This window comes from Amycolatopsis sp. Hca4 (genome assembly GCF_013364075.1).
Taxonomy (GTDB): Bacteria; Actinomycetota; Actinomycetes; order Mycobacteriales; family Pseudonocardiaceae; genus Amycolatopsis.
The window spans coordinates 5,054,139-5,066,828 of sequence record NZ_CP054925.1 but is presented as its reverse complement, the minus strand read 5'-3'; the positions used below and the strand labels follow the sequence as shown (position 1 = coordinate 5,066,828).

Annotated in this window: 12 protein-coding genes and 1 pseudogene; 7 read left to right on the top strand and 6 right to left on the bottom strand. The window is 72.2% G+C overall.

What is annotated here, in order from left to right; genetic code table 11:
- Positions 1 to 3: 3 nt before the first annotated feature.
- Positions 4 to 798 carry an enoyl-CoA hydratase-related protein gene (locus HUT10_RS22085; protein ID WP_176172971.1) on the bottom strand — a complete coding sequence of 265 codons (795 nt, stop codon included), beginning with the start codon at positions 796 to 798 and terminating at the stop codon, positions 4 to 6.
- Positions 799 to 997: 199 nt separating this feature from the next.
- On the opposite strand from HUT10_RS22085, the gene HUT10_RS22080 reads away from it, so the two are divergent.
- Both HUT10_RS22080 and HUT10_RS22075 read left to right on the top strand, forming a co-directional pair.
- Complete coding sequence (locus HUT10_RS22080; RefSeq protein WP_013222969.1) at positions 998 to 1,165, top strand: DUF3117 domain-containing protein; 168 nt, start codon at positions 998 to 1,000, stop codon at positions 1,163 to 1,165.
- Positions 1,166 to 1,255: 90 nt separating this feature from the next.
- On the top strand, positions 1,256 to 2,707 hold the full coding sequence (locus tag HUT10_RS22075) for a M17 family metallopeptidase (protein WP_176172970.1): 1,452 nt from the start codon (positions 1,256 to 1,258) through the stop codon (positions 2,705 to 2,707).
- Here the strand turns inward: HUT10_RS22075 and HUT10_RS22070 are convergent.
- Positions 2,632 to 3,623: pseudogene (locus HUT10_RS22070) on the bottom strand (LysR family transcriptional regulator). The gene HUT10_RS22075 and the pseudogene HUT10_RS22070 sit on opposite strands and share 76 nt — an antisense overlap.
- Before the next feature lie 35 nt (positions 3,624 to 3,658).
- On the opposite strand from HUT10_RS22070, the gene HUT10_RS22065 reads away from it, so the two are divergent.
- Positions 3,659 to 4,837 carry an MFS transporter gene (locus tag HUT10_RS22065; RefSeq protein WP_176172969.1) on the top strand — a complete coding sequence of 393 codons (1,179 nt, stop codon included), beginning with the start codon at positions 3,659 to 3,661 and terminating at the stop codon, positions 4,835 to 4,837.
- Here the strand turns inward: HUT10_RS22065 and HUT10_RS22060 are convergent.
- The gene (locus HUT10_RS22060; RefSeq protein WP_091304386.1) at positions 4,830 to 5,474 is read right to left on the bottom strand and encodes an O-methyltransferase; all 645 of its coding nucleotides are present in this window, start codon (positions 5,472 to 5,474) and stop codon (positions 4,830 to 4,832) included. The genes HUT10_RS22065 and HUT10_RS22060 overlap by 8 nt on opposite strands.
- Before the next feature lie 190 nt (positions 5,475 to 5,664).
- Between HUT10_RS22060 and sigE the strand changes: the two genes are divergently transcribed.
- The 4 genes from sigE (at position 5,665) to tatB (ending at position 9,145) form a co-directional block, all read left to right on the top strand.
- A complete protein-coding gene (gene sigE, locus HUT10_RS22055) occupies positions 5,665 to 6,276 on the top strand; it encodes an RNA polymerase sigma factor SigE (RefSeq protein ID WP_176172968.1) in 612 nt (203 codons plus the stop codon).
- Positions 6,273 to 6,923 (top strand): anti-sigma factor, encoded by a 651-nt coding sequence (locus tag HUT10_RS22050; protein ID WP_176172967.1) that lies wholly within the window; start codon positions 6,273 to 6,275, stop codon positions 6,921 to 6,923. The genes sigE and HUT10_RS22050 overlap by 4 nt, the downstream gene beginning before the upstream one ends.
- A 212-nt stretch (positions 6,924 to 7,135) precedes the next feature.
- Positions 7,136 to 8,653 (top strand): trypsin-like peptidase domain-containing protein, encoded by a 1,518-nt coding sequence (locus HUT10_RS22045; protein ID WP_176172966.1) that lies wholly within the window; start codon positions 7,136 to 7,138, stop codon positions 8,651 to 8,653.
- 78 nt (positions 8,654 to 8,731) lie between these two features.
- Positions 8,732 to 9,145 (top strand): Sec-independent protein translocase protein TatB, encoded by a 414-nt coding sequence (gene tatB / locus HUT10_RS22040; protein WP_176172965.1) that lies wholly within the window; start codon positions 8,732 to 8,734, stop codon positions 9,143 to 9,145.
- A 611-nt stretch (positions 9,146 to 9,756) separates the two neighbouring features.
- Here the strand turns inward: tatB and HUT10_RS22035 are convergent.
- Genes HUT10_RS22035 through HUT10_RS22025 form a run of 3 tightly spaced genes read right to left on the bottom strand, consistent with a single transcriptional unit; the run spans position 9,757 to position 12,683 of the window.
- On the bottom strand, positions 9,757 to 10,902 hold the full coding sequence (locus tag HUT10_RS22035) for an Mrp/NBP35 family ATP-binding protein (RefSeq protein ID WP_176172964.1): 1,146 nt from the start codon (positions 10,900 to 10,902) through the stop codon (positions 9,757 to 9,759).
- Between the two features lie 10 nt (positions 10,903 to 10,912).
- Complete coding sequence (locus HUT10_RS22030) at positions 10,913 to 11,413, bottom strand: DUF1003 domain-containing protein (RefSeq protein WP_176172963.1); 501 nt, start codon at positions 11,411 to 11,413, stop codon at positions 10,913 to 10,915.
- Positions 11,406 to 12,683 carry a CBS domain-containing protein gene (locus HUT10_RS22025; protein ID WP_176172962.1) on the bottom strand — a complete coding sequence of 426 codons (1,278 nt, stop codon included), beginning with the start codon at positions 12,681 to 12,683 and terminating at the stop codon, positions 11,406 to 11,408. Before HUT10_RS22025 ends, HUT10_RS22030 begins: the two co-directional genes overlap by 8 nt.
- Between the last annotated feature and the right edge of the window lie 7 nt (positions 12,684 to 12,690).

Here is a 12,690-nt window from a genome sequence, read left to right as displayed (position 1 = left end):
GCGTCACTTGCCCTGGAAGTTCGGCTTGCGCTTGCCGACGAAGGCCTCAACGGCCTCGGCGTGGTCGGCGGTCGCGCCGAGCGCGGTCTGGGCGGCGTCCTCGGCGTCGAGGGCTTCCTCGAACGTCGACTGCGCGGCCAGGTTGAGCACGCTCTTGATCTTCGCGTAGGCCACGGTCGGGCCGTTCGCCAGCTTCGCCGCCACCTGCTGGGCGCGGGCGGCGAGTTCTTCGTCCGGGACGACCTCGCCGACCAGGCCGAGCCGCAGCGCCTCGGCCGCGTCGACGGTCCGGGCCAGCAGCATCAGCTCGGCCGCGCGGCCGTAGCCGACCAGCCGCTGCAGCGTCCAGGACGCGCCCGAGTCCGGGCCCAGCCCGACGTTGGCGAAGGCCATCAGGAACGACGACGACTCGGCGGCGATCCGCAGGTCGCTGGCGTAGGCGAAGGCGGCCCCGGCGCCCGCGGCGGTGCCGTTGACCGCCGCGATCACCGGCTTCTCCATCGACACGATCGCCTTGACGATCGGGTTGTAGTGCTCCTTCACCGTGTGTAGCGGGGCGGGGTCACCCGCTTGCAGCAGCCCGACGTGCTCCTTGAGGTCCTGCCCGGCGCAGAACGCCTTGCCCGAACCGGTCAGCACGACCGCGCGGACCCCCTCGTCGCCGGACGCCTCGCGCAGCGCCGCGAGCAGTGCTTCCTTCAGCTCCACGGTCAGCGAGTTGTACGCCTGCGGCCGGTTGAGGGTGAGGGTGCGCACCCCGTCGGCGTCGGCGGTCACCAGGACGTCGGATGTGGTCACGTCTTCTCCTTGCGCGGAAAACTTCGGTCGGCCGAGAGTCTTTCACCTCGCGCGGGCCGCATACCAGCACCGATACGGCGGCAAAAGATCCCCTCCGCTGATGCGCCCGCCCGCTGATGAGGGACAATGGACCCGAGACCCGGCTGGCTTTCACGCGAGCGCGACCCGGGCGCGCCGGTTGAGACGGAGGGAGCACGCTATGGCGGCCATGAAGCCCCGGACCGGAGATGGTCCCCTCGAAGTGACTAAGGAGGGGCGGGGCCTCGTGATGCGCGTACCGCTCGAGGGTGGTGGGCGACTCGTCGTCGAACTCTCCGCGGAAGAAGCGAAGGACCTCGGCGCCGCGCTGGCGGAGGTCACCGGCTGAGCCTGCCTTCTCCAACCGTCCTTCCGTCGCACCCCGGTCTCCACTCGGAGGCCGGGGTCGCGGTTCCTCTGCGCCCTAAGGTTGCTCACTGTGCGTAATCCGCTACCGCCCGTTCCGGCTACCCTGCTCGACATCGAGGTCGCGGCCGAGCTCCGCCGCGGCGTCCCGGCGGCCCGGCTGGTGGCCGCTCCCGACAACGATGACGTCGAGCCCCTGGAGATCGAGGGCGTCCGGATCACCGGCAAGGCGGGCGACGTGCAGACGGTGCCCGGCGGCGACCCCCGCTGGATCGCGGGGCTCGGCGGCGGCGAGCCGAAGGAGTACCGCAAGACCGGCGCGGCGCTGGTCCGCGCGGTGAACGCGGCCCTGGCGGAGGACGTCAAGGCCGGGGCCAAGGCGTTCCGCGCGGTGCAGCTGGAGCTGCCGGAGGAGGCCGCGGGCGAGCACGTCACCGAACTGGCGCTGGGCCTGCTGCTGGGCGGCTACCGCTACAAGGTGACCGGCGAGGACCCCGCGCCGTCGGTGCGCACCATCCGGCTCGTGTCGCCGGACCCGGCGCTGCCTGCACTGGTGGAGCGGGCTTCGGTGCTGGCCGCGGCGACGGCGTTGACCCGTGACCTCGCGAACACGCCGTCCAACGTGAAGACCCCGGCCTGGCTGGCCGACACGGCCGCGCGGGTGGCAGGCCCGCGCGTCGAGGCGACGGTCCGGGACGAGAAGTGGCTCGCGGCCGAGGGCTTCGGCGGCGTCCTGGCGGTCGGCGGCGGTTCGGCCCGGCCGCCGCGGCTGGTCGAGCTGGCGTACAAGCCGTCCGGTGCCTCGACGCACCTGCTGCTGGTGGGCAAGGGCATCACGTTCGACACGGGCGGCCTGTCGATCAAGCCGGCCGACGGCATGCACCTGATGCGCACGGACATGGCGGGCGGCGCGGCGGTGATCGCGGCGATCCGCGCCGTCGCCGCGCTGGGGCTGCCGGTCCGGGTGACGGCGCTGGTCCCGTGCGCGGAGAACCACGTGTCGGGTTCGTCGTACCGCCCGGGCGACATCGTCCGGCACTACGGCGGCAAGACGACCGAGGTGGGCAACACGGACGCGGAGGGCCGGATGGTCCTGGCGGACGCGCTGGCGTACGGGATCAAGAAGTACACGCCGGACTACGTGGTCGACGCGGCCACGCTGACCGGCGCGATGAAGGTCTCGCTGGGCCTGCGGACGGGCGGCCTGTTCGCCTCCGACTCGGCGCTGGCGGACGCGGTGACCGCGGCGGGCGCGCGCGTGGGCGAAGCGTGGTGGCGGATGCCGCTGGTGGAGGACTACGCGGAGAACGTCCGCGGCGAGTTCGGCGACGTCCGCCAGACGCCGGGAGGCCCGGGCGGGATCACGGCGGCGCTGTTCCTGCGGGAGTTCACGGCGGGGCTGCCGTGGGCGCACCTGGACATCGCCGGGCCGGCCCGGTCGGAGAAGAACTACGACGAGGTCGTGCCGGGAGCGACCGGGTTCGCGGCGCGGACGCTGGTGGAGCTGGCCGCCTCGCTGGCCTGACGGCTGGCCAGCACGTGGTCGCGGAAGCCGGTGACCGCCGGTGTCATCGGCTCGGCCGCCCGCCACACCAGCCCGATCGTCCGGAACGGCGGCGGCGAGAGCGGTACCTCCGCCACGCCCGCCGGCGTGCCCGGCCCGAACCGCGGCAGCAACGCCACCCCGAGCCCGGCCGCGACCAGGCCGCGCACGGTGTCCGACTCCTGGCCCTCGAACGCGATCCGCGGCGTGAAGCCGGCCGCCGCGCAGAGCTCGTCGGTCAGCGTCCGGACGCCGTAGCCCGGCTCCAGCAGCACGAACTCCTCGTCCGCCAGTTCGGCCACCCGGACTTCGCGGCGCTCCGCCAGCCGGTGGCCCGCCGGGACCGACAGCAGGATCTCCTCGTCGACCAGGCCCGCGCAGGCCAGCGCCGGGACGTCCGGCAGCGGGGCCAGCAGCGCCAGGTCCAGCTCGCCGCCCACGAGCCGGTCGACCATCTCCTGCCGCGAGCCCTGCACCAGCGTGAACCGCACCCCGGGGTGGCGCGCCCGGTACTCGCGCAGCAGCGACGGCACCAGCGACCGCCCGAGCAGGTGCAGGAACCCAGCACGACGTGCCCCGACTCCGGCGCCACCTCCTCGCGCGCCAGCCGGACACCGGTGTCCAGTGCCGCGAGGCCGCGCTCGGCCGCCTCGGCGAGCAGCTCCGCCGCGCGCGTCAGCCGGATGCCACGGCCATCCGGGACCGTCAGCGGGGCGCCCAGCGCGTCCGCCAGCGCGGCGAGCCGACGGCTGACGGTGGGCTGCGGGACGCCCAGCAGTTCGGCCGCGCGTGTGACGTTCCTCGTCTCCCGGAGGGCGGCGAGCAGCGGCAGGTGCGGCGCGACCTGCGCGGACAGCGAGTCATACGTCACCGCATCAATACTGCCACCTTCGTGCATTAGACGTATTGGTTAGTCCTGCTTACTTTCAGGACGTGACTTCCACCCGCCGAGTCAAGACGGCCGTCGCCGCGGCCGGGATCTCCTCGTTCGCCCTGCTCTACGCCCCGCAGCCGGTGCTGCCCCAGCTGGCGGCGCAGTACCACCTCGACCCGGGCGGCGCGGCGCTGGCGGTCAGCGTGGCGACCGGCGCGCTGGCCATCGCGGTGCTGCCGATCGCGGCGCTGTCCGAAGTGGTCGGCCGCCGTCCGGTGATCCTGACGTCGGTCATCGCGTCGGTGGTGTTCGGCCTGCTGCTGCCCCTGATGCCGACGTACCCGGCGCTGCTGGTCCTGCGCGCGCTGCAGGGCGTCGCGATCGCGGGGTTCCCCGGCGTGGCGGCGGCGTACCTGGCGGAACGCCTCGGCCGCGCGGGCGTCGCGGCGGCGGTGGGGGCGATGATCGCGGGCAACACGATCGGCGGCATGCTCGGCAGGCTGGCGAGCGGCTTCACGGCGGGTCCCCTCGGCTGGCGCGGCGCGCTGCTGGTGGTGGCGTGCGTGGGGGCGGTCTGCTCGGCGATCACGGTGGTGACGCTGCCGCCGAGCCCACGCCCCGGCCGCGTCCACGGCGTCGGGCGGGGGCTGCTGACGGCGCTGAGCAAGCCGGTGCTGCTGGCGCAGTACGCGGTGGCGTTGCTGGCGATGGGGTCGTTCGTCGCCCTCTACAACGCGGCGGGCTTCCGGCTGACCGGTTCCCCGCTGGAGCTGTCGCCGGCGGTCGCTTCCCTGGTCTTCCTGGCGTATGCGACGGGCTCGGTGTCCTCGGCGGCGGCCGGGAGGCTGGTGGCCAGGGTGGGCCGCCGCCGGGCGTTGATCGGAGCGCTCCTGCTGACGGCAGCCGGGGCGGCCCTGACGCTGCCGGACTCGTTGCCGCTGGTCATAGCCGGGTTCCTGGTGCTGACGGGCGCGTTCTTCGCGGCCCACGCGGTGGCGAACGGCTGGGCCGCGGCGGACGCCCCGGAGACGGCCCGGGGCCAGGTGGGCGGAACGTACACGGCGACGTACTACCTGGGCAGCAGCGTGGGCGGCGCGGCGGGGGCGTGGGTGTACGGGCACGCGGGGTGGCCGTGGCTGATCGCGGTGGTGGCGGTGTGGCTGCTGCTGGCGGTGGCGGCGGTGGTGGCCGGGACGCGGGTCCGGGCGGAGCGACTCGAGCTGGCGGCGGTCAGGTAGCCGCGCCGACCAGCAGTCCGCCACCCACCGGCAGCAGCGCCGGGACCAGCCGTTCGTCCTCCCGGAACGCCCGCGCCACCTCGCGCAACGCCAGCGTCTCCGGATCGCGGTGCGCCGGGTCGATCACCCGGCCCCCGGCCAGCACGTTGTGGAACGCGATGATCCCGCCCCGCCGCAGGAGCGACACGCCCAGCTCGTAGCACCCGGGGTACTCGATGTGCGCGGAATCGACGAACACCAGGTCGTAGCCCCCGGGCGTGAGCCGCTGCAGGACGTCCAGCGCGCGCCCGATGATCAGCCGGGTGCGGCCCGGGGCGAAACCGGCCTCGCGGAACGTCGTGCGCGCCGCCCGCTGGTACTCCGGCTCGACGTCGATCGAGGTCAGGACGCCGTCGGGGGCCATGCCGCGCAGCAGGCTGAGCCCGCTCACGCCCGCACCCGTGCCGACCTCGACGACCGCCTTCGCGCACAGCGTCGCGGCCAGGAACCGCAGCGTCGCGCCCGCACCCGCGCTGAGCGGGGTGCAGCCCAGGTCTTCGGCCCGTGCCCGCGCCGAAGACAGCACCTCGTCGTCGGGCAGGTACCCGTCGACGAACCCGGAATCGGCCGGTGCGGCCGCAGGGGTGGGCGTGTTCACGCACGGAGGTTAGCGTTGGTTGTCGATAAATCCGCGCAGGCTCCCTGGTAAGCACCCGGGAAGAAGTTCTCAGCCTGCTCTCAGTCCAGTCTCACTAGAACCATAAGGAACCCGGAGAGACTGAAATCCGAACACACGGGAACACCGTGCCGAGGACCCGCGTTGGGTGGAGCAGACAGGAGAAACGCTGATGGAGGTGCCTGCTCCCACGATGCAGAACGCCGTTGCCGACGCCGGGGCCCAGCCCGTGACCCTGGACGAGGCCGCCTGGACGCCTCCGTCCTGGGACGAGGTCGTGCGCGAACACGGTGACCGGGTCTACCGGCTCGCCTACCGCCTGACCGGCAACACCCACGACGCCGAGGACCTCACGCAGGAGACCTTCATCCGGGTCTTCCGCTCGCTGGCGTCCTACAAGCCCGGCACGTTCGAGGGCTGGCTGCACCGGATCACCACCAACCTGTTCCTGGACATGGCCCGCCGCCGCTCGCGCGTGCGGATGGAAGGCCTGCCCGAGGACACCGACCGCATCGTGGGCGACGACCCGAGCCCCGAGCAGGTCTACTCCGACACCCACCTGGACCCGGACCTGCAGGCGGCGCTCGACGAGCTGCCCCCGGAGTTCCGCGCCGCCGTCGTGCTGTGTGACGTCGAGGGGCTGTCGTACGAGGAGATCGGCGCCACGCTGGGCGTCAAGCTGGGCACCGTCCGCAGCCGCATCCACCGCGGGCGCCAGGCGCTGCGCGCGTCGCTCGAGCGCCGGCGCAGTCACGCACCGCAGTCTGCGAAGGTGACGGTATGACCGCACCGCGAGGCTGGGCGCTCCCCGAGTCGCACTTGCTGCCGGACGTCGTGGTGGCGTTCGTCGACGGCGAGCTGTCCCACGGCGCACGCGATCGCGCGGCGTCGCACATCACCCGCTGCCCGGCATGCGCGGCCGAAGTGCGCGCGCAGCGGCAGATGGGCGAGACGATCCGCCGGGCCGGAGCGCCGTCGATGTCGGCCGGGTTCCTGGCGAGCCTCCAGTCGATCCCGCAGCACACCGAGCTGCCGAGCGCTCCGGACAACCTGGCCGTGACGGCCGACGGCCAGCTGGTCGCGGTCCAGCGCCCCGACCGGGTCGCGGGCCTGCGCGATGCGGGCGTGCTGGGTGGTGTGGCGCCGTTGGGATCATCGGCCCCGCTGGGCCAGTCCCCGAACGTCCTCGGCGGCGGCCGGTTCAAGCGCCGCGCCGCCCAGGGAGCGGGGGTCGTGGTGTCGGGCCTGGTGCTGAGCGCGCTGGCCCTGGTGGGGACCTCGGCGGACGGCGACGGAACCCCGGAGACGGGCGGCGGAGCCCCCCAGCCGGCGAACCTGCTGCCGGCCCAGATGGCGGTGCCCCAGCAGCCGGCCCCGGTGTCGACGCCGGTGAGCACGACACCGGCGGTGCTGCCGGCGGGCATCCGCTGAGTTGAACTTGAAGGCCGCTGCGAAGCCACTTTCGCAGCGGCCTTCGACTTGTCCGGGGCCGGGTGGGATTTGCCGGGATTCCGGGTGACCTGCACGGCGGCACCTTGTGGAAGACCTGCCAAGAAACAGCCACTTCACCCGTGGACCGGCAGACTCGGGGCACTGGGCTTGGGTATCGTCACGCCCAGCCACCTGATCTTCTGCACCGGGGAATGATGACCGAGCCGAACGTGAATCCCGAGCAGCCCGGCGCGCGTGAAGCCGACCGGCTGGGCCCGCGGCCGCTCGCGCGACCGGCCGTCGATCCCGCGCAGGCCGCCGTCTTCGGCAGGCCGCAGGGTGTCGACGGGGCGTTCGACAAGCTCTACTCCCCGCAGAAGGCCAACGGCGTCAACCTCGCCCCGCCCGCTCCCGAATCGCTCGCCGAGGCCTTCCGGCGGCCGCCCGGGGCCGAAGGGGTGCTGCTCGAACGGCCTCGGGAAGCCACCGGGGACGCTCCGGACGTCGAACCGCCCCTGTGGACCGGCACCCGCGACCCGTGGCGGGATCCCGGGGCTGCCGCCGTTCTCGCCGGGCCCGCCGTGCCCGCCGAAGACGAGGAAAAGCCCGCCAAACGTCCTCCCGGTGCGCTCCTGAGCCTGCCCGAGGTGCTCTTCGGGCGCCGTGTGCAGCCGAAGGCGCTCGTCCTGCTCGGGGTCGTCGCCCTCCTCATCGGTGCCGCCGGCGGGGTCGTCGGGTGGTGGGCCGCCGACACCGGCACCGAGCTCACCGGGTCCGCCACCATCTCCGAAGCCGAGGCCGGCAAGGAACGGCCCGCCGGGTCCGTCGCCGAAATCGCGAAACGCGTCTCGCCCGCCGTCGTCTCGCTCGAGGTGTTCAAGCCCGGCGCCGAGTCCGGCGAGCAGGGCTCCGGCGTCATGATCGACCCGCAGGGCTACATCCTCACCAACGAGCACGTCATCGCCTCCGCCGCCGCGGACCCGGGCGTCAAGGTCACCGCCGTCTTCATCGACGGCACCCGCACCGAGGCCAAGCTCGTCGGCGCCGACCAGAAGACCGACCTCGCCGTCGTGAAGGTGAACGTCACCAACCCGACCGTGCTGCAGGTCGGCAAGTCCGCGGACCTGCAGGTCGGCGACACCGTGATGGCGATCGGCTCCCCGCTGGCGCTGCAGAACTCGGTGACCGCCGGCATCGTCAGCGCGCTGAACCGGCCGATCACCGCGGGCGGCGACAACGGTGCCCCGCCGGTCACCTACGAGGCCATCCAGACCGACGCGGCGATCAACCACGGCAACTCCGGCGGCGCGCTCGTCGACTCCACCGGCGCGCTGGTCGGCATCAACTCGTCGATCCGCTCGTCCGGCGCCGACGGCGGCAGCATCGGCATCGGCTTCGCCATCCCGAGCGACTACGCGGTGAAGATCGCGAAGGCGCTGATCAAGGACGGCAAGGTCCAGCACGCCGACATCGGCATCAACGCGTCGTCGACGGTCGCCGGCTCGTCGACGATGGGTGCCCAGGTGAAGAACGTCGCGCCGGGCGGCCCGGCCGCGAACGCGGGCATCAAGGAGGGCGACGTCATCACGAAGATCGGCAACCGGCTCGTGCGCGACTCCGCCGAGATGACGGTGGCGGTCCGCGCGCACGACGTCGGCGAAGTGGTCCCGGTGTCGCTCGCTCGTGACGGCGCGAGTTTCGTCGTGGACGTAACCCTGGCTTCCGACTGAGTTCCCGCGTTCGGCCTGCCGGCGCGCGGCGGGTGGCGGGTACCCTGGGCGGATAGGTTCTTCTTCGGAGGTTGACTGGTGTTCGAGAGCGTCGGGTGGGGTGAAATCCTCGTCCTCATCATCGCCGGTCTGTTCATCCTCGGCCCCGAGCGGCTGCCGGAGGCGGCGTCTTGGCTCGCGAAGAGCGTCCGCAAGGTCCGCGAGTTCGCGACCGGCGCGAAGGAGCAGCTCCGCGAGGAGATGGGCCCGGAGTTCGACCAGCTCCGCAAGCCGCTGGAGGACCTGCGCGGCCTGCGAAACTTCGACCCGAAGCGCGTGGTGACGCAGCACCTGTTCGACGGCGACTCGGACCCGCTCGGCCTGAAGGGCATCACGAACGGCAGCAGCACCCCGGCCAACGGGTCGAACGGCTACCTGGCCGGCCAGACCCAGACACCGCCGGAGCCGCTCAAGCCGGGCGAGCGCCCCCCGATCGACCCGGACGCAACGTAGTCGCGATCGGCTCCCTGGCCAAACTGGTCTGCGGGAAGGACGAGTACTTCTCGCTGTCTCGACCCCTGTAGCCGAATGAACGGTGCAAACCGCCGGCCGAACAGACGGCGCGAACCGGCAGCCGAACGGCCGATGCGAACCGGCGGCCGGTAGCGCAAGGCGACAAAACACCTCACCAGACCTCCCCCGCCCCTCATCCCTGCTATCTGTTCAGCCGGCGGTCGGGTTTGTCAAGGCACGCTTTCCCGCCTTGACAAACCCGACCGCCGGCTGAAAATCCGAACGGAGGGGCGGGGGAGGTCGGACCCGCTCCCGTGCCGCGGCAGAGCTCTGCCGCGGCAGAGGAAGAACGCTGCGGCTCTAAAGAAAAAAGCGTCCTCGCCGGACAGGCAGGCTCCGGGATGACCCCGACTACCGCTCTCGGCCGCCGGTTCTGGAGTTGGGTCGCTGGGTGGTCATCCCGTCGCCTGATTGAGGCCTATCACTTTGAGCCGGGCCCGCAAGCTTGCGTAGTCACCCCACCAAACGCTCTCGGTTGCGGGCCCGGCTCAAAGTGATTTGACGGCCTCAGGCGACGGGATGACCACCCAGCTCCTTTGTGCGCTGCGCGCTCAGCGGCCGGCCGGTGTCACGTTCAGCATCATCCCCGCCAAACCGCGTGCCCTTACCGAAAGCTTCTTTGCCACATCACTCAACACCACCGAAGCCGGCGCCTCCGGCTCGGACAGCACGATCGGCGTGCCCGCGTCGCCCTGGGCCACCACTCGGGGGTCCATCGGGACCTGGCCCAGGAGCGGCACTTCCGATCCGATCGACTTCGACAGCGACTCAGCCACCGTGGCGCCGCCGCCCGAGCCGAAGATCTCCATTCGCTCTCCGGAAGGCGTCTCCAGCCACGACATGTTCTCGATCACGCCCGCCACTCGCTGGCGCGTCTGCAGCGCGATCGCTCCGGCTCGCTCGGCCACCTCCGCCGCCGCCTGCTGGGGGGTTGTCACCACCAGGATCTCCGCGTTGGGGATCAGCTGGGCCACCGAAATCGCGATGTCGCCCGTGCCCGGGGGGAGGTCCAGCAGGAGGATGTCCAGATCGCCCCAGAAGACGTCCGCCAGGAATTGCTGCAGTGCCCGGTGCAGCATCGGGCCGCGCCAGACCACCGGGGTGTTGCCCGGGGTGAACATGCCGATCGAGATCACCTTCACGCCGTGGGACTGCGGCGGCATGATCATCGTGTCGACCTTGGTCGGCTTCTCGCGCGCGCCCAGCATGCGGGGGATCGAGTGGCCGTAGATGTCCGCGTCCACCACACCCACCGACAGGCCCCGCGCGGCCATCGCCGCCGCCAGGTTGACCGTCACCGACGACTTGCCGACGCCGCCCTTGCCCGAGGCCACGCAGTACACCCGGGTCATCGAGCCCGGCTGCGCGAACGGGATCACCGGCTCGGCCGCGTCGCCGCGCAGGGACTTCCGCAGCTCGGAGCGCTGCTCGTCGCTCATCACGTCCAGCTCGACGCGCACGTCCACCACGCCCGGCAGCTTCGAAACCGCCTCGCGAGTGTCGTTGGTCAGCGTTGCCTTCAGCGGGCAGCCGGCCACCGTCAGGTAGATGCCGACCGTCACGACGCCGTCGGCGCCGACCGCCACGTCCTTGACCATCCCCAGGTCCGTGATGGGTTTCCGGATCTCGGGGTCTTGCACGCTCTTCAGCGCGCTGCGGACGTCGTCGACGCTGGGGAGCTGCTGCGTACTGGTCACCCCGTCCATGTTACGTACCGGTAGGCGTACGGGACTTCTTGGGCTTTACGTCCAGGTCCTCCCGCAGCCGGTCCAGCTCGCTGCGCAGGTAGTCGCGCGTCGCCACTTCGCCGATCGCCAGCCGCAGCGCGGCCAGCTCGCGGGCCAGGTACTCCGTGTCCGCCTTCGTCTGGGCCGCCCGGTTGCGGTCCTCCTCCAGTGAGACGCGGTCGCGGTCGTCCTGGCGGTTCTGGGCCAGCAGGATCAACGGCGCCGCGTACGCCGCCTGCGTCGAGAACGCCAGGTTGAGCAGGATGAAGGGGTACGGGTCCCACTGCAGCGACACCGCCGTGATGTTCAGCACGATCCACACGATGACGATCAGCGTCTGCCAGAACAGGTACTTCCCGGTGCCGAGGAACCGCGCCAGTCGTTCGGACAGCCTGCCGAACGTGTCCGGGTCGATGTTCAGCCTGAACCGGTTCTGGCCGCGGGGCTGGTCGAGCCGCCGTCCCGACGTCAGCTCAGGCACGGTCTTCCTCCAAGGTGTCGTGCAGCCCGGTCTCCCGCCAGTCCTCGGGCAGCAGGTGGTCGAGCACGTCGTCGACGGTCACCGCGCCGATCAGGTGGTCCTCGGTGTCGACGACCGGCCCGCAGGTCAGGTTGTAGGCCGCGAAGTACCGCGTGACCTCGGCCAGCGTCGCGCCCGGCTTCAGCGGCGGGAGCCCGGTGTCCACGGCGCTGGCCACCAGCTCGGCCGGCGGCTCCCGCAGGAGCCGCTGGAAGTGGACGACGCCGACGTACCGCCCGGTCGGCGTCGCCGTCGGTGGGCGGCAGACGAACACCATGCTCGCCAGCGCCGGCGGCAGCTCGGCGTTGCGGATGTGGGCCAGCGCCTCGGCGATCGTCGTGTCCGGGGTCAGCACCACCGGCTCCGGCGTCATCAGGCCGCCCGCGGTGTCCGACGAGTACTCCAGCAGCCGCCGGACCGGCGCCGACTCCTCCGGCTCCATCAGCTCCAGCAGCCGGCTCTGCTCGGCCGGCGCCAGCTCGGCCAGCAGGTCGGCGGCGTCGTCGGGGTTCATCGCCTCCAGGACGTCGGCCGCGCGCTCCTCGGCCAGGTAGGCCAGCAGCTCCTTCTGGTCGTCGTCCGGCAGCTCCTCGATGACGTCGGCGAGGCGCTCGTCGTCCATCGCGTCGGCGACCTCGTGCCGGCGCTTGAGCGGCAGGTCGCGCACGGTCGCGGCGATGTCGGCCGGGCGCATCGTGTCGAACAGCATCAGCAGCTGGCCCGCGCCCTGGGGCTGGGCGCCCAGGTCGGCCAGGCCCAGCCCGGCCACCTCCGACCAGGGCAGCACCTGCATCGCGGCGCGGCGGCGGCCCAGCCCGACCCGCCGCTCGCGGATGGCCAGCTTGGCGAGCACCCAGTCGCGGGTGCGGGTCGGTTCCATCCCGGCGTCGACGACGGTGATCCGGGTGCCCGACCCGGCCAGCGTCGCGTGCGCGTCGAGCAGCTGGCCGAGCACCAGCACCTCGTTGGGGCGCTGGTTGAACTGGCGCATGTTGACCGAGCCGGTGGCGAGCGTCACCGCGCTCGGCTCGATCGAGGTGACCCGCAGCATCGGCACGAAGACCCGCCGCCGGGTGGCCAGCTCGACGACCAGCCCGAGGATCCGCGGCGGCTGCGCGTCCAGGCGCAGGCCGGCGACCAGGTCGCGGACGCGGCCGATCGATTCGCCGTCCGGACCGAAAACCGGCAACCCGGACAGCTGAGCTGCGAAAACCCTGTTGACCGCGGCCATGCCGCTG